The organism is Thalassobaculum litoreum DSM 18839 (genome assembly GCF_900102465.1).
Lineage (GTDB): Bacteria > Pseudomonadota > Alphaproteobacteria > Thalassobaculales > Thalassobaculaceae > Thalassobaculum > Thalassobaculum litoreum.
Window position 1 is genome coordinate 184604 of record NZ_FNBW01000001.1, and the last position, 14872, is coordinate 199475.

15 protein-coding genes are annotated in these 14872 nt (G+C 68.3%); 11 read left to right on the plus strand and 4 right to left on the minus strand.

Annotated elements, in window-relative coordinates; all coding sequences use genetic code 11:
• Window positions 1–64: 64 nt before the first annotated feature.
• The 4 genes from BLS34_RS00790 to BLS34_RS00805 are packed head-to-tail and all read left to right on the plus strand — an operon-like array spanning window position 65 to window position 5187.
• Window positions 65–841: an SDR family NAD(P)-dependent oxidoreductase gene (locus BLS34_RS00790; protein ID WP_093147486.1), complete on the plus strand. Its 777-nt coding sequence runs from the start codon at window positions 65–67 to the stop codon at window positions 839–841.
• A 58-nt stretch (window positions 842–899) separates the two neighbouring features.
• Entirely contained in the window at window positions 900–3560 is a 2661-nt protein-coding gene (gene pepN, locus BLS34_RS00795; protein ID WP_093147488.1) for an aminopeptidase N, read from the plus strand.
• Between the two features lie 27 nt (window positions 3561–3587).
• Window positions 3588–4286: an aspartate/glutamate racemase family protein gene (locus BLS34_RS00800; protein ID WP_093147490.1), complete on the plus strand. Its 699-nt coding sequence runs from the start codon at window positions 3588–3590 to the stop codon at window positions 4284–4286.
• Between the two features lie 13 nt (window positions 4287–4299).
• Window positions 4300–5187 carry a polysaccharide deacetylase family protein gene (locus BLS34_RS00805; protein WP_093148094.1) on the plus strand — a complete coding sequence of 296 codons (888 nt, stop codon included), beginning with the start codon at window positions 4300–4302 and terminating at the stop codon, window positions 5185–5187.
• Between the two features lie 169 nt (window positions 5188–5356).
• Here the strand turns inward: BLS34_RS00805 and BLS34_RS00810 are convergent, their stop codons facing one another.
• Together BLS34_RS00810 and BLS34_RS00815 are read right to left on the minus strand one after the other, a co-directional pair.
• Window positions 5357–5599 carry an Lrp/AsnC ligand binding domain-containing protein gene (locus tag BLS34_RS00810; protein WP_028793166.1) on the minus strand — a complete coding sequence of 81 codons (243 nt, stop codon included), beginning with the start codon at window positions 5597–5599 and terminating at the stop codon, window positions 5357–5359.
• Between the two features lie 125 nt (window positions 5600–5724).
• Window positions 5725–7272, minus strand: coding sequence for a DEAD/DEAH box helicase (locus BLS34_RS00815; RefSeq protein ID WP_093147491.1), 1548 nt, complete (start codon window positions 7270–7272; stop codon window positions 5725–5727).
• Between the two features lie 134 nt (window positions 7273–7406).
• On the opposite strand from BLS34_RS00815, the gene BLS34_RS00820 reads away from it, so the two are divergent.
• Complete coding sequence (locus tag BLS34_RS00820) at window positions 7407–7955, plus strand: isochorismatase family protein (RefSeq protein ID WP_093147494.1); 549 nt, start codon at window positions 7407–7409, stop codon at window positions 7953–7955.
• On the opposite strand, the gene BLS34_RS00825 is transcribed toward BLS34_RS00820, so the two are convergent.
• Window positions 7956–8426 (minus strand): flavodoxin family protein, encoded by a 471-nt coding sequence (locus BLS34_RS00825; RefSeq protein WP_093148097.1) that lies wholly within the window; start codon window positions 8424–8426, stop codon window positions 7956–7958.
• A 112-nt stretch (window positions 8427–8538) separates the two neighbouring features.
• Between BLS34_RS00825 and BLS34_RS00830 the strand changes: the two genes are divergently transcribed.
• From BLS34_RS00830 to BLS34_RS00855, 6 genes are all read left to right on the plus strand, one after another.
• Window positions 8539–9276, plus strand: coding sequence for a proteasome-type protease (locus BLS34_RS00830; protein WP_028793170.1), 738 nt, complete (start codon window positions 8539–8541; stop codon window positions 9274–9276).
• Between the two features lie 264 nt (window positions 9277–9540).
• On the plus strand, window positions 9541–10431 hold the full coding sequence (locus tag BLS34_RS00835; protein WP_245701879.1) for a class I SAM-dependent methyltransferase: 891 nt from the start codon (window positions 9541–9543) through the stop codon (window positions 10429–10431).
• Window positions 10424–11248 (plus strand): TrmH family RNA methyltransferase, encoded by an 825-nt coding sequence (locus BLS34_RS00840; RefSeq protein WP_093147495.1) that lies wholly within the window; start codon window positions 10424–10426, stop codon window positions 11246–11248. The genes BLS34_RS00835 and BLS34_RS00840 overlap by 8 nt, the downstream gene beginning before the upstream one ends.
• 1 nt (window position 11249) lies before the next feature.
• A complete protein-coding gene (locus tag BLS34_RS00845) occupies window positions 11250–12236 on the plus strand; it encodes an RsmB/NOP family class I SAM-dependent RNA methyltransferase (protein WP_093147498.1) in 987 nt (328 codons plus the stop codon).
• Window positions 12233–12931 carry a 16S rRNA (cytidine(1402)-2'-O)-methyltransferase gene (gene rsmI, locus BLS34_RS00850; RefSeq protein WP_051243886.1) on the plus strand — a complete coding sequence of 233 codons (699 nt, stop codon included), beginning with the start codon at window positions 12233–12235 and terminating at the stop codon, window positions 12929–12931. Before BLS34_RS00845 ends, rsmI begins: the two co-directional genes overlap by 4 nt.
• Window positions 12932–13209: 278 nt before the next feature.
• Window positions 13210–13839, plus strand: a complete 630-nt coding sequence (locus BLS34_RS00855) for a hypothetical protein (protein WP_093147500.1) — start codon at window positions 13210–13212, stop codon at window positions 13837–13839.
• 6 nt (window positions 13840–13845) lie between these two features.
• On the opposite strand, the gene BLS34_RS00860 is transcribed toward BLS34_RS00855, so the two are convergent.
• Window positions 13846–14868: an LLM class flavin-dependent oxidoreductase gene (locus BLS34_RS00860; protein ID WP_093147502.1), complete on the minus strand. Its 1023-nt coding sequence runs from the start codon at window positions 14866–14868 to the stop codon at window positions 13846–13848.
• Between the last annotated feature and the right edge of the window lie 4 nt (window positions 14869–14872).

Genomic DNA, 14872 nt, shown 5'->3' on the forward strand with positions numbered 1-14872 from the left:
GGGCAGCCCCCGGATCACGTCCGGGGTCTCCCGGGATGACGGAGAGAATTCGACGGAAGCCCCCATGCGCCTCGCCAACCGAACTGCCATCGTCACGGGTGCCGCCGGCGGCATCGGCAAGGCCATCGCCCTCCGGTTCGCCCAGGAAGGGGCGAGCGTGATCGTCGCCGACCTAACGGAGGAGCCGCGCGAGGGCGGCATGCCGACGGTCGATGCGATCATCGAGGCCGGCGGCACGGCCGAGTTTCTTAAATGCGACGTCACCAGACCGGCCGACCTTGAGGCCGCCGTGGCCCGCGCGGTCGAGATCGGCGGGCGGCTCGACGTCATCGTGAACAACGCCGCCATCGGCACCGACACGCCGCTGCACGAGACCTCGGAGGAGGATTTCGACCGGGTCATGGCGGTCAACGCCAAGGGCGTGTTCCTCGGCTGTCGCGCCGCCGTGCGCCAGATGATGGGGCAGGATCCGCAGGGCGACGGGGAGGTCCGGGGACGGATCGTCAACATCTCCTCCCAGCACGGCATGATCCGCGCGCCCCATGATTTCGCCTACGGAGTGGGCAAGGCCACCGTGGTCTACATGACCCGGCAGATCGCCGGCGACTATGCCGGGCACGGCATCGTCTGCAACGCCGTGGCCCCCGGCAAGATCCTGACCGGCAAGTCCGGCCGTGCCATCGCCCCGGAGATGCTGGAGTACTCCCACAGCCGCACCCCCTGGCCGCGCCTTGGCCGGCCGTTGGACGTGGCGAATGCGGCGCTGTTCCTGGCCAGCGACGAGGCGAGCTACATTACCGGCGAGAACCTAATGGTGGATGGCGGCTGGATGGCAAACTGAGGCCGCCGACCCACATAGGTTTCTCCAACCGACTGGACTGAACCCCCCGAGGATCCCGATGGACCGCGCCGACGCCGCCGTGAAGACCGACCCGAGCACGATCTTCCTGAAGGACTACACCCCGCCGACCCACCTGATCGACACGATCGAGCTCACCGTCCGTCTGAACGACGACGTCACCACCGTGTCCAGCAGGCTGGTCGGCCGGCGCAACCCGGCGTCGGGTTCCGGTCCGGCGGACCTCTATCTCGACGGCGAGGACCAGGAACTGGTCTCGCTCACCCTGGACGGCCGCACGCTGGAGAAGGGCGACTGGCGCCAGAAGCCGGAGGGGATCGTCGTCCCCGGCATCGCCGGAGATTTCACCCTAGAGGTGGAAGGCCGGATCAAGCCGCAGGACAACACCCGCCTGGAGGGCCTGTACAAGGCCGGCGGCATGTACTGCACCCAGTGCGAGGCGGAAGGCTTCCGCCGCATCACCTATTTCCCCGACCGGCCCGACGTGATGGCCGTCTATACCGTGCGGATCGAGGCCGACAAGGCGCGCTACCCGGTGCTGCTGTCCAACGGCAACCGGATCGAGACCGGCGACCTGGAGGAGGGCCGCCACTACGCCGTGTGGCACGACCCGTTCCGCAAGCCTGCCTATCTCTTCGCCATGGTGGCCGGCGACCTCATGGTCGACCGCGACAGCTTCACCACCCGCTCTGGCCGCGAGGTGGCGCTGGAGATCTATGTCGAGCCGGGCAACGAGGGCCGCACCGGCCATGCCATGGATTCGCTCAAGCGCTCCATGGCCTGGGACGAGGAGGTGTACGGGTTCGAATACGATCTCGACATCTTCATGATCGTCGCCGTTTCTTCATTCAATATGGGAGCAATGGAGAATAAGGGGCTGAATATATTTAATGATAAATTCATCCTGGCCGATCTCTCCACGGCGACCGACGCCGACTTCCAGCGCATCGAGGCGATCGTCGCGCATGAGTATTTCCACAACTGGACCGGCAACCGCATCACCTGCCGCGACTGGTTCCAGCTCTCCCTGAAGGAGGGGCTGACGGTCTTCCGCGACCAGGAATTCTCCGCCGACACCCATGACCGCGGGGTGAAACGGGTCGGCGACGTGCGCCTGCTGCGCGCCGCCCAGTTCCCCGAGGATGGCGGTCCGACCGCCCACCCGGTGCGCCCCGACAGCTATATCGAGATCAACAACTTCTACACCGTCACGGTCTACGAGAAGGGGGCCGAGGTGGTGCGGATGATCCACTCCCTGCTCGGCGCCGAGGCCTACCGCAAGGGCATCGACCTCTATGTCGAGCGCCATGACGGCCAGGCGGTGACCTGCGACGATTTCGTCGCCGCCATGCAGGATGCCAGCGGCATCGACCTGACCCGCTTCAAGCGCTGGTACGCCCAGGCCGGCACGCCGCGGGTCTCGGCCGATTGGCGCTACGACGAGGCCGCCCGCACCCTGACCCTCGACCTTGCCCAGACGACCGACCCGACCCCTGGCCAGCCGGACAAGCAGCCGGTGGTTATCCCGTTGCGCACGGCGCTGATCGGCGAGAACGGCCAGCGCCTGCCGCTGACCGTCGACGGCGAGGAGAGCGGCGACGAGACCGTGCTGGTGCTGGACGAGGCCGAGCGCCGCGTGACCTTCAGCGACGTGCCCAAGGGCGCGGTGCCGTCCCTGCTGCGCGGCTTCTCCGCTCCGGTGAAGTTGGACGCCGCCTGGAGCGATGCCGATCTCGGCTTCCTGGCGGCAACCGACGACGACCCGTTCTCGCGCTGGGAGGCGCTGCAGACCCTCGCCACCCGCGCCATCCTGGCTATGGTCGAGGCCAAGCGCGCCGGCCGACCGATGTCGCTGGACGCGGCGGTGGTCTCCGCCGTGCGCGACGGGCTGGAGGACGCGCGGCTGGAGCCGGCCTTCCTGGCCGAACTGCTGGCACTGCCGGGCGAGTCCATGCTGGGGCAGGCGATGGATGTCTGGCATGTGGACGCGGTGCACGAGGCCCGCGAGGACGCGATCTGGACCCTGGGCGACACGCTGTTCGACACCTGGCTGGCGCTTTACGACCGGCTGTCCGGCGAGACGGCGGCAGACGACCTCTCCACCGCCGCCATGGGGCGTCGGGCGCTGCGCAACCGGGCGCTGCAGTTCCTTGTCTCGTCCGGCCGGCCGGAAGGGCTGGCACGGGCGGCGGCGCAGGTGCAGGCGGCGGCGTCCATGACCGATGTCATGAGTGCGCTGGCGGCGCTGAACGACACCGATTGTCCGGAGCGTACCGAGGCGCTTCAGGCGTTCCACGACCGCTGGCAGGACAACCCGCTGGTCCTCGACAAGTGGTTCACCCTGGAGGCGTCCTCCGCCCTGCCGGGCACGCTGGACCGGGTGAAGGAACTGCAGTCCCATCCGCGCTTCGATCCGAAGAACCCGAACCGCATCCGGGCGCTCGTGGGCGGCTTCACCATGGGCAACCCGGTGCGCTTCCACGCCAGTGACGGCTCCGGCTATGCGTTCCTGGCGGACGAGGTGCTGCGCATCGACCAGCTCAATCCGCAGATCGCCTCACGCCTGTGCCAGCCGCTGGTGCGCTGGCGCCGGTTCGACGGCGAGCGGGCCAAGGCGATGACCGGTGCCTTGCGCCGGATCGTCGAGCAGCCCACTCTGTCGAAGGACGTCTTCGAGATCGCCTCGAAGGGCCTGTCCTGAGATCCGCTCTCCCGTGAGGACCCCGCCATGACCGGACGCATCATCGTCATCAATCCGAACTCCACCGAGGCCGTGACCGAGGCGATGGACCGCGCACTGGATCCGCTGCGCCTGGCCGGCGCGCCGGAGATCGAGAGCGTGACGAACGCCAACGGTCCGGCCGGGATCGAATGCCAGGCCCATGCCGACGACGTGTCGCGCGACATCCGCCGAATCATCGCCGAGCGCGATGCCGACGCGGCCGCCTTCGTCATCGCCTGCTTCTCCGATCCGGGCATTTACGCCGCCCGCGAGGCGACCAGCCGACCGGTCTTCGGAATCGCCGAGAGCGGGATGCTGACGGCCATGTCGCTGGGCGCCAAGGTCGGGGTGATCGCCATCCTCAGCCGCTCGGTGCCGCGCCACATGCGCTATTTCCGCGGCATCGGGGTGGAGGGAAGGGTGGCCGGCGACCGGGGCATCGAGCTCGGCGTCGTGGAACTGTCCGACGAGTCCAAGACCTTCGAGCGCATGGTTCAGGTCGGCACCACCCTGCGCGACACCGACGGCGCCAACGTCCTGGTCATGGGCTGTGCCGGCATGGCGCGCTACCGCGAGCGCCTCTCCGACCGGCTCGGCATCCCCGTGGTCGATCCGACCCAGGCGGCGGTCTCCATGGCGATCGGCGCGGTGATGCTGCGCCAGACCAACGGCCTTGCCGCCGCGCCGGCCATGGCTGCCGAATAAGGCGCGCCGCCCGGTGCTCGCCGATCACGGCCGCTACGCCTATTCCGCCATCGAGAGCCGCGACGCACCGGACTGGCCCGGCGGCAAGCGGCTGGCGGTCTATATTGCGCTGAACGTAGAGGTCTTCGGCTTCGGCGAGGGGCTGGGGGCGGAGCTGGCGCCGGGCGCGTCGGTCGGCATCCCGCAGCCCGACGTGCTGAATTACGCGTGGCGCGACTACGGCAACCGGGTCGGGGTTTGGCGGCTGCTCGACGAGTTCTACCGCCTGGAACTGCCGGTCAGCGTGCTCGCCAACAGCGAGACCTACACCGCCGCTCCCGGCATCATGGAGGCGTTCCGCAAGCGCGGCGACGAGGTGGTGGCCCACGGCCGCACCAACTCCGAACGCCAGGGCGTGCTGGACGAGGCGGGCGAGCGGGCACTGATCGCCGAGACCACCGAGGTGATTGCGCGCGAGGAGGGGCGGCCGCCCAAGGGGTGGCTCGGCCCCTGGATCTCCCAGAGCCGCGCTACTCCGGACCTGCTGGCCGAGGCCGGCTACGACTACCTGCTGGACTGGTGCCATGACGATCAGCCGGTCTGGATGGCGACCCGCGACGGCGGCCGCATCCTGTCGGTGCCCTATCCCCAGGAGCTGAACGACATTCCGGCGGTGGTCGCCCGCAAGGTCGAGGGCCGCGCCTTCGCCGAGATGATCATCGACGGGTTCGACGAGCAACTCGCGCAGTCCGCCAAGCAGCCGCTGGTGCTGGGGATCGCGCTGCACCCGTATATCGTCGGCCAGCCGCACCGGTTGCGGCCGCTGCGGGCGGCGTTGGAGCATATCGCGCGGCACCGCGACGAGATCTGGCTCTGCGAGGCGGGCGAGATCGCCGCGCATTGGCGGGAACAGGCGGGGTAGGCCTGGCGCTCACCGGGACGACGATCGGATTCTAAACCCCCACCCGTCATCCCGCACGGCCCCGGACTTGATCCAGGCGCGGGCCGGAACCCAGCTCGAACGCTCAGGGGCGGCGCTTCGACGCGCCCGGGTGGGGTTGCTTAGGGGAAGTCTATGGAAACGGAGCTCGCTACCCGAAGGCCTTGAACGTGATCAGGGTGAAGGTGTCCTTCACCCCGGGCAGGGTCTGGACGTTTTCGGTGACAAAGCGGCCGATATCGTGGTCGTCGCCGAGATAGCATTTCATCAGCAAGTCGTACTGGCCCGAGGTCGAGTAGACCTCGGAGACCTCCTCCACGTCGAGCACGGCGGCGTCGGCCACGTCATAGGCCTTGCCGAGCTCGCATTTGACCTGGATGAAGATGGTTTGCATGTCGGGTCACCGCGCGTTGCCGTCCACCGTCGAACCGGGGCGACCGCAGGATCGGTCAGCGGCCGGTTCGAATCAAGGGGCGGAACGGGAAACTGCCGTCTTGGAAACGACAGGGGAAGGGCGGCTCAGCCGCCCATCGCCTTCTTGGGCACCGGGCGCAGCACGAACGCCGGTACATCGTCGCCGAACCCGACCACACGCGAGCTGTCGTCGCGACCGCCGCGCCGGCGCTTGTCCGGGAACTGCTCGACCACGCCACCGCCGGTGACCGACGGCTCCCGCTCGGTCTTGGCAACAGGGGCTTCGTTCTGGGGCGCTGCCTCCTTCTGGGGGGCGGCGCCCTTCTGCTGAGCCGTGTCCTTGCCGGCGGACCTGCGGCCGCCGCGGGACCGGCGCGAACGCTTCTCGCCCTCGGGCTTCTCCTCGGCCGCGGCGGTCGGACGCGTGTCCTCGGCTGCCTCAGGTGCGGCCTCGGGCTTCGCCTTATTCCTGGCGTTGTCGGCCTTCTTGGGGGCGGACTTCGCGGAAGCGCCGACCGGGTTGCCGTCCGCGTCGATCTCCGGGATGTCCTTCTTGATCAGGCGATGGACGGCAGCCAGGAACTTGGAGTCGTCCGACGTCGTCAGCGTGAAGGCGCGTCCGGTCATGCCGGCGCGGCCGGTACGGCCGATCCGGTGGATGTAGTCCTCGGCGTTGGACGGCACGTCGAAGTTGAAGACGTGGCTCAGCCCCTTGATGTCGAGGCCGCGCGCGGCGACGTCGCTGCACACCACCAGGCGGGCTTCGTTGTTCTTGAACTTCTTCAGGGTCTCCATGCGCGCCGGCTGGGTCATGTCGCCGTGCAGCTGCACTGCGTCGAAGCCATGGCGCACCAGGGACCGGTGCAGGACGCCGATATCGCGCTTGCGGTTGCAGAAGATCAGCGCGCTTTCGACGTTCTCGCGGTTGATGATGTTGCGCAGGACGTCGCGCTTGTCCTTGGGATCGCAGCGCACCAGGTGCTGGGCGACAGTGTCTGCCGTGGAGGTCGGCGGGGCGACGGTCACTTCCTTCGGATTCATCAGGAACTTGTCGGCGATGCGCTTGATCTCCGGCGCCATGGTGGCGGAGAAGAACAGGGTCTGCCGGATGGTCGGCAGCAGCGACACGATCCGCTCGACATCGGGGATGAACCCCATGTCCAGCATGCGGTCGGCCTCGTCGATGACCAGCACCTTGACGTCGGTCAGCAGCACCTTGCCCCGCTCGAAATGGTCGAGCAGGCGGCCTGGCGTGGCGATCAGCACATCGACGCCACGGTCCAGCTTGGACTCCTGATCGTCGAAGGATACACCCCCGATCAGCAGCGCCATCGTCAGCTTGGTGTTGGCACCGTACTTGGTGAAGTTCTCCGACACCTGGGCAGCAAGCTCCCGGGTCGGCGCGATGATCAACGAGCGCGGCATGCGCGCCTTGGCGCGGCCTGCCGACAGGATGTCGATCATCGGAAGGGTAAAGGACGCCGTCTTGCCCGTGCCCGTCTGCGCGCATCCCAGCACGTCGCGGCCCATCAGGACATAAGGGATCGCCTTTTCCTGGATCGGGGTTGGGGTGGCGTAACCGGCTGAGGTAACAGCCTCAACAATCTCGTCCGAAAGGCCGAGATCGGCGAATGTTTTTTGTGTGTCTGACATGTCGGCTTAGGTTGTGGACTCTTCCGGTATCGTCCCGGTCGAGATGCGAGCGGACTATAAGGACAAAACCTTTCATGTCAATCCAAGAGACGCTGAAAGGCGCGGATTCATTGGCGATTAACGCAATTGACCGGATGTCATGTCCGGCTAAGTCTTGTTTCGTTCTTGTGATCGACGCCCAAGCCCGTCTGGTTCCGGCGATTTCGCAGAGGGATGACCTGGTTGCGGCCATGGATCGCCTGACCCGCGCCGCCCGGATTCTCGGCGTTCCGATCCGCGCCACCGAGCATTGTCCGGAGGCGATCGGGGCGACGGTTTCGCCGCTCGTCGACCGCCTCGGGTCGCACGAGGTCCTGGCCAAGCGTCATTTCGACGCGACCCGGGAGCCTGGGCTGGCCGATGCGCTGTCGGCGCTGGAACGGCCGATCGCCGTGGTGGCGGGGGTGGAAGCCCATGTCTGCGTCGCCCAGACCGTCCTCGGGCTCGGCCGGCTGGGCTGGCGGGTGGCGGTGGTCGAGGATGCCTGCGGCAGCCGCCGGCCGGAGGACAGGGCCGTCGGTCTCGCCCGGCTGCGCGCCGCGGGGGCGGTGCCGGTGACCGTGGAGGCGCTGATCTTCGAATGGCTGGAGAACGCGGACCACCCGGCGTTCCGCGAGGCACTGGCGATCGTCAAGGAGAGTTGACTACAGAACACCGGCCTCCAGTCCGGCGGCCAGGTACAGGCCGAGCTCGCGGGCCCGCTCGAGGAACGCCTCGTCCCAATCGCCGCGGCACAGCAGCGGTTCCTGCACCGCCTTCCAGCGCAGGCCGGTGACGATGGTCTCCACCCCGCGCCGTGTGCCGGTGCCGTCATGGCCGGCGCGGATGTACAGCGCATAGGGCCGGCCCTGGGTTTCCTCCAGGCAGGGGTAGTAGCAGCGGTCGAAGAAGTCCTTCAGCGCGCCGCTCATGTAGCCGAGGTTCTCGGTCGTCCCCAGGATGATGGCGTCGGCAGCCAGCACATGTTCCGGCGTGGTGTCGAACGGCGACAGCACGACCACCTCGACCCCGTCCACGTCCTCGCTCCGCGCGCCTTCGACCACCGCGTCGCGCAGCCGCCGCGTGTTCGGCGAGGGGGCATGGGCAACGATCAGCAGGCATTTGCGCTCGGTCATGGTCGACGGCATTGCATCACAGGAGCCGGAAGGTCAACGTGTCGTCGCCCGGATGCCCGCCGGCACGCCCGAAAATTGGATCGTGGGACGGGCGCCGGAGGGAGAGACCGACATGACCTACTGCCTTGGCATCCTCCTGCCGGAGGGCCTCGTGCTCGCTTCCGACTCCCGAACCAACGCCGGCGTCGACCAGATCGCCACCGTGCGAAAGCTCGCGATCCTGGAGAACCCGGACAAGGCGGTCATCGCCCTGATGTCCGCCGGCAACCTCGCCACCACCCAGACCGTGGTCACCACGCTGAAACAGGCGGCCGGCACCGGCACGCCCGACCGCGACCTGTTCCTGCATAATTCCATGTTCGACGTGGCCCAGACCGTCGGCGGCTTGCTGCGCCGGATCCTGGAGCGCGACGGGCCATACGTGGAGCGATTCGGCGACCCGAACGGCACCTTCCTGCTGGCCGGTCAGATCCGGGGCGAGCCGCCGCGGCTGTTCCAGGTCTATTCCGCCGGCAATTTCGTGGAGGCGACACCGCGCAATCACTACCTCCAGATCGGCGAGACCAAGTACGGCAAGCCGATCCTCGACCGCGCCCTGCGCTTCGACAACGGGCTAGCCCGGGCGGCCAAGCTGGCGCTGATCTCCTTCGACGCGACGATCCGAAGCAACCTGTCGGTCGGCCCGCCGATCGACGTGCTGTGCTACCAGACCGACAGTTTCTCCACGCGCAACCTGATCAAGTACAAGAACAGCGACCCGTACTTCACCGAGCTGAAGCAGCGCTATTCGGACGGCATCCAGGCCACGGTGGACGCCATCCCGGAACCGAGGCTGTGTCCGGAGGGGTGAGGGGGCGGTGACAGTCAACCTGGTGCACCAACCCGTCCAACTCTCCCCGTCGTCCTGATGACGATCAGGACCATGCGGCCTCCCTCTCCACCTCTCCCGTCACCCTGAGGACCGTCAGGATCGGAAGCCGGTACCGCGGATAGGTCTGAAGCTCGGTCCTGATTTGCATCGGGACGACGGCGCCGGGGACTGCTGCCGAGCGGTTTGGATTTCGGCCCCGCCGGCGCTATTGTCCGGCCCGTCGCAACCCGCCGGATTTTCCACGTGCCGACCCTGTCTTCCTCCGAAACGCTCGTCGCCGAGCCCTGGCGCGACTACGCTCTGCTGGACAGCGGCGAGGGTCGAAAGCTGGAGCGCTTCGGCGCCCGCATCCTCGACCGGCCGGACAGCCAGGCGCTGTGGGCGCGCAGCCAGCCGACCGAGGCCTGGGACGCCGCCGATGCCCGCTTCACCGGCGGCAAGGACGAGGAAGGCCAGGGCAACTGGGACATCCTCAAACGCCACGCCGACGGTACCTGGCCGCTGACCTATGGCGACGTGCGCTGCGAGGCGCAGCTCTCCGGCTTCCGCCATGTGGGCATCTTTCCCGAGCAGCGGGTGCACTGGGACTTCATGGAAGAACGCGTGGGGCCGGAGTTCAGCCTGCTGAACCTGTTCGGCTATACCGGCCTCGCCTCGCTGCTGCCGGCGGCGAAGGGGGCGAAGGTCACCCATGTGGATGCGTCGAAGAAGGCGATCGCCTGGGCCCGCACCAACCAGGAGGCGTCGGGCATGGCCGAGGCGCCGGTGCGCTGGATCTGCGACGATGCCGCCCGCTTCGCCGCCCGGGAGGTACGGCGCGGCAACCGCTACGACGGCATCGTGCTCGACCCGCCGAAATACGGCCGCGGCCCGAAGAACGAGATCTGGCGCCTGGAGGAACAGTTGCCGACCCTGCTGGCCGATGTGCGGGCGATGCTGGACGGCGGATCGTCCTTCATGGTGCTGACCGCCTATGCCACCCACCTGTCGGCGATCACCCTGCGCCGGCTGGTCGAGGATGCGCTGGCCGGGCTGGGCGGTGCGATCACCCATGGCGAGATGACCATCCGGGAGGAGGGCAGCGGCCGGCTGCTGCCGACCTCGCTGTTCGTGCGGTGGGACCGCCATGGCTGAGCAGACACGGGCTGATCTCGTCATCACCAGTTCCGCTAATCCCGAGATCAAGGCGGTCAAGGCGCTGGCTACCAAGAAGGGCCGTCAGCAGCAGAACGCCTTCGTCTCCGAAGGCCTGCGCCATGTGGTGGAGGCGGCCCGCGCCGGCTGGGTGATCCGCCGGCTGATCGTCGCCGACACACAGGCGCCGAGCCCGGTGATGGACGAGGCGCGCCAGGCCTGCCTCGACGCCGGCGGCCGGGTGATCACCGTCAGCGGCGAGCTGATGACCCGCATCGCCAAGCGCGACAACGCCCAGAGCGTCATCGCCGTGATCGAACAGAAGACGTCCCCGCTCTCGGACGTCACGCCGGAGCCGGGGGCGTTGTGGGTGGCGCTGGAGAGCGTGCGCGATCCGGGCAATCTCGGCTCGGTCATGCGCAGCGCCGACGCCTTCGGGGCGAAGGGCTTGATCCTGGTCGGCCATACGGTCGATCCGTTCTCCATCGAGTCGGTACGCGCGACCATGGGCGCGATCGTCAACGTGCCGCTGGTGCGCTGCGACGCGGCGGCGTTCCTGGACTGGCGCGCGTCCTGGCCGGGACGGGTCGTCGGCACCCACCTGTCAGGGCCGCACCGGCCCGAGGGCCTGCGCGCGCCGACGCCGACCGTGCTGCTGATGGGCAACGAGCAGGCCGGGCTGCCGACCGAAATGGCGCGGGCCTGCGATACCCTGGTGCGCATTCCGATGCGGCCGGGGGCGGACAGCCTGAACCTGGCGGCGGCGACGGCGATCATGCTGCACGGCCTCGCCGGCGGGGCCGGGGGGTTGGAGTAGCATGGCCAAGCGCCCCCATCCCGCCGACCAGCGCCGGCGCGACGCCTTCCTGGCCCGTGCGGCTTCCGTCTGGGAGGTGAAGCCCTATGAGGCCGAGCGGCTCGCCAGCGGAGGGCTGCGCTCCAGCGTGCGGATCAACCCGCTGAAATCCCGCTCCGTCGACGAGATCCGGGCCGATCTTGAATCGCTCACCGAGGTCGAGGCGATTCCCTGGTGCCCGAATGCCTTCCACATCCTGGGCGACCGCAAGGCGGTGACCGAGAGCGCGATCCATGCGGCCGGCGAGGTCTATGTGATGAACGCTGCGTCGCTGATCCCCGGCCTCGCCATGGACCCCCAACCCGGGGAGGACATCCTCGACATCTGTTCCTCGCCCGGCGGCAAGGCGGCCCATATCGCCGCACTCACCGGCAACAAGGCCCGGCTGCACGTCAATGACGGGATCAGGGCGCGTCTGAAGAAACTCCAGGAAGTTGTTGATTTGTTGGGTGTCGAGATCACCGATATGACGGAAATCCAGGGCCAGTACCTGGACAAGTTCCTCGACGCCACCTTCGACCGCATCCTGCTCGACGCCCAGTGTTCGGGCGAGGGCATGGCCGACCTGTCGCGGCCCGACGCGCTGAAATTCTGGACGCCCGACCGCATCGAGAAGATGAGCCGGCTGCAGCAGCGCATGCTGGTCGCCGCCTTCAAGCAGCTCCGCCCCGGCGGGGTGCTAGTCTATTCCACCTGCACCATCGCGCCGGAGGAGAACGAGGCCCCGGTCGACCATCTGGTCCGGCACAACGCCGACGCGGCGATCGAGCCGATCGGCGTCGACGTGCCGGAGGGCCGTCCCGGCCTCGCGAAATGGGAGGGGCGCAGCTACCATCCCGACCTGCGCCATGCCATGCGGGTGGTGCCGAGCGACTTTCTGGAGGCGTTCTTCGTCTGCCGGATCCGCAAGCTTCCGCCCGGCAAGCAGCCCACTGGAGAGACGGCATGATCGAGCTGGTGGCCACACCGATCGGCAACCTGGACGACCTGAGCCCGCGTGCCCGCGAGGCCTTCGAGAAGGCCGACGTGGTGGCGGCGGAGGACACCCGGCGCACCGGCCGGCTGCTGCAGGCGGCCGGGCTGAAGAAGCGCATGGTCGCCTATCACGAGCACAACGAGCGCCACATGTCCGCGACCCTGGTCGAATGGGCCGGGCAGGGCCAGCGGATCGCGGTGGCGACCGACGGCGGCACGCCGGGGGTCAGCGATCCGGGCTTCACCCTGGTACGCGCGGCGGCGCGGGCTGGCGTGGAGATCACCATGGTGCCGGGCCCGGTGGCCTTCGTGATGGCGGCGGTGCTGTCGGGTCTGCCGGTGCACGGCATCACCTTCCGCGGTTTCCCGCCGAAGAAATCCGGCCAGCGCCAGCGTTTCCTGGAAGTGGACCTCGCCAGCCCGCACACCCTGGTGCTGTACGAGAGCCCGCATCGCATCGGCAAGCTGGTGGACGCGTGTCTGGAGGTCTATGGCGACCGGCCCGCGGCCCTGGCGCGCGAGCTGACCAAGCTGCACGAGGAGGTGGTGCGCGGGCGGCTGAGCGAGGTGAAGGCGTTCCTCGCCGGTCGCGGCACCCAGCCGACCGGCGAATGCTGTCTGGTGATCGCCGGCGCTGAGGTCGCGGCGGACTGGTTCGAGGCGGAGTGACGCGCGTGCCCGGTTCGAACGGGCACCTTCATTCCTTCTCCTCGATATCTCCAACCCACCATCCCCTGCTCCCCGGCCTTGTGCCGGGGTGAGCGGGGCGGCGTGACGGGCAAGCGGCTGATTCTCACCGGCCCGTCCACCTCCCGGCGGTTGCCCCGGCACAAGGCCGGGGAGTGATGTGGGTTGGCCTGGGCGACATCGATCTCGGAACGATCCGCCTGCTGCGCCGTTAGCAGAAGGTCCCGCGCCGTGTGCGTTTCATGACCTCAGAGTGCCCCATGCTGTCCTGGATCCAGAACCACTCCCAGCTTCTCAGCGTCGGCGTGAACGCGGCGATGGTGCTGATCTGGCTGATCTATCTGCGGCTGTTCATCCAGACCATCCGCCGGAACGAGCGATCGTCCATCCTGATCACCCGCGGCGGCGGCCAGCGGGCGAGCGCCCATTGCATGATCTGCAACATGAGCGCCCAGATCATCTACGTGATGAGCGTCACCGTCTCGATCCGCTCCGACAACGGTGCCTCGACCCACCCGATCACCGATGTCCGCCGCCCGTCCGATACCGGCAAGGGCGGCGACGTGCGCGAGCAGACCCATCAGGGACCGCTGCAGCCCGGCGAGATGATGGATCTGGGCTCCTTCGAGAGCGTGATCGAACGCGCCTATGACAGCGCCGGCTCGGGCTCGCTGGACCTGGAGACCGGGCGCTACTGCGTCGAGATCCTGGTCATGGCCCACTACGCCTCGGAGAACCTGCCGATCGCCGCGACCCGCAGCTTCGACATCCGGCCGGACGGCGACGATCCGCGCATTGTCCCGACCAGCCCACGCACCCGTCAGATCCGTTCCTCGCGCGAACGCAAGCGGCTCTGGAACACCCTGCGCGACGAGCTGTATGCCGACTGACCCCGGCTACTCCGCCGCCTGCGCCGCAGGGGCCAGGTCGTAGGCCTGGGCCAGCAGTTCGTAGGATTTCAGCCGGGCCTGATGGTCGTGGGTGATCGTCACCACCACCGCCTCGTCGACGCCGTAGCGCGTCATCACCGCGTCCAGCTTCTCGCGGACCTGCTCCGGGGTGCCGACGATGTTGCGGCGGCGGTGGAAGGCGGCGCGCTCGCGTTCGGACTCGGTGAAGTCGTAGTTCAGCGCTTCCTCCGGCGTCGGAATCGGGGTGATGTGGCCCTGGTCGAGCCGCACCCGCCACAGATCGCGCGAGGCGGCGTGGTACTTCGCCTCCTCCTCGGTCTCCGCACAGATCACGAAGACGCCGATATTGGCCTGGGGCTCGGACAGGGTCGAGGAGGGCTGGAACCGCTTCCTGTACATCTCCACCACCGGCTCGCCGCCCTCGGTGATGAAATGGGCGAAGGAGAAGGCGGTGCCGAAATGGGCCGCCACCTGGGCGCCCTGGTCGCTGGAGCCGAGCAGCCAGACCGGCGGCGAGGAGGGGCCGGCCGGCTGGGCGGTGACGCCGCGGAACGGGTGGTCGTCCTCCAGCCGCCCGTCCATCCAGTCCATCAGGTCCTGGACCTGGCGCGGGAAATACTCGATCGGGATCGGATCGCGGGTATAGGCGAGCGCCCGGGCGGTGCGCTGGTCGGAGCCGGGGGCGCGGCCGATGCCGAGATCGATGCGGCCGGGATACATCGCCTCCAGCATGCGGAACGTCTCCGCCACCTTCAGCGGCGCGTAATGCGGCAGCATCACCCCGCCGGACCCGACCCGGATCCGCCGGGTCTCGTTCGCCAGCCGGGTGATCAGGATCTCCGGCACCGAGCCGGCGAGGCCCTCCGACGAATGGTGTTCGGCCACCCAGTAACGGTGGAAGCCCAGCCGGTCGGCCAGGCGGGCGAGCTCGATGGTTTCGGCGACCGCATCGCCCGGCGTGGCGCCGGCACGGATCGGGGACTGGTCGAGAACTGAAATCAGGGGCATGGCA

Coding starts and splice junctions, on each gene's coding strand:
- BLS34_RS00790 (WP_093147486.1), top strand. CDS start 65: ATGCGCCTCGCCAACCGAACTGCCATCGTCACGGGTGCCGCCGGCGGC.
- pepN (WP_093147488.1), top strand. CDS start 900: ATGGACCGCGCCGACGCCGCCGTGAAGACCGACCCGAGCACGATCTTC.
- BLS34_RS00800 (WP_093147490.1), top strand. CDS start 3,588: ATGACCGGACGCATCATCGTCATCAATCCGAACTCCACCGAGGCCGTG.
- BLS34_RS00810 (WP_028793166.1), bottom strand. CDS start 5,599: ATGCAAACCATCTTCATCCAGGTCAAATGCGAGCTCGGCAAGGCCTAT.
- BLS34_RS00815 (WP_093147491.1), bottom strand. CDS start 7,272: ATGTCAGACACACAAAAAACATTCGCCGATCTCGGCCTTTCGGACGAG.
- BLS34_RS00820 (WP_093147494.1), top strand. CDS start 7,407: ATGTCATGTCCGGCTAAGTCTTGTTTCGTTCTTGTGATCGACGCCCAA.
- BLS34_RS00825 (WP_093148097.1), bottom strand. CDS start 8,426: ATGACCGAGCGCAAATGCCTGCTGATCGTTGCCCATGCCCCCTCGCCG.
- BLS34_RS00830 (WP_028793170.1), top strand. CDS start 8,539: ATGACCTACTGCCTTGGCATCCTCCTGCCGGAGGGCCTCGTGCTCGCT.
- BLS34_RS00840 (WP_093147495.1), top strand. CDS start 10,424: ATGGCTGAGCAGACACGGGCTGATCTCGTCATCACCAGTTCCGCTAAT.
- BLS34_RS00845 (WP_093147498.1), top strand. CDS start 11,250: ATGGCCAAGCGCCCCCATCCCGCCGACCAGCGCCGGCGCGACGCCTTC.
- rsmI (WP_051243886.1), top strand. CDS start 12,233: ATGATCGAGCTGGTGGCCACACCGATCGGCAACCTGGACGACCTGAGC.
- BLS34_RS00855 (WP_093147500.1), top strand. CDS start 13,210: ATGCTGTCCTGGATCCAGAACCACTCCCAGCTTCTCAGCGTCGGCGTG.
- BLS34_RS00860 (WP_093147502.1), bottom strand. CDS start 14,868: ATGCCCCTGATTTCAGTTCTCGACCAGTCCCCGATCCGTGCCGGCGCC.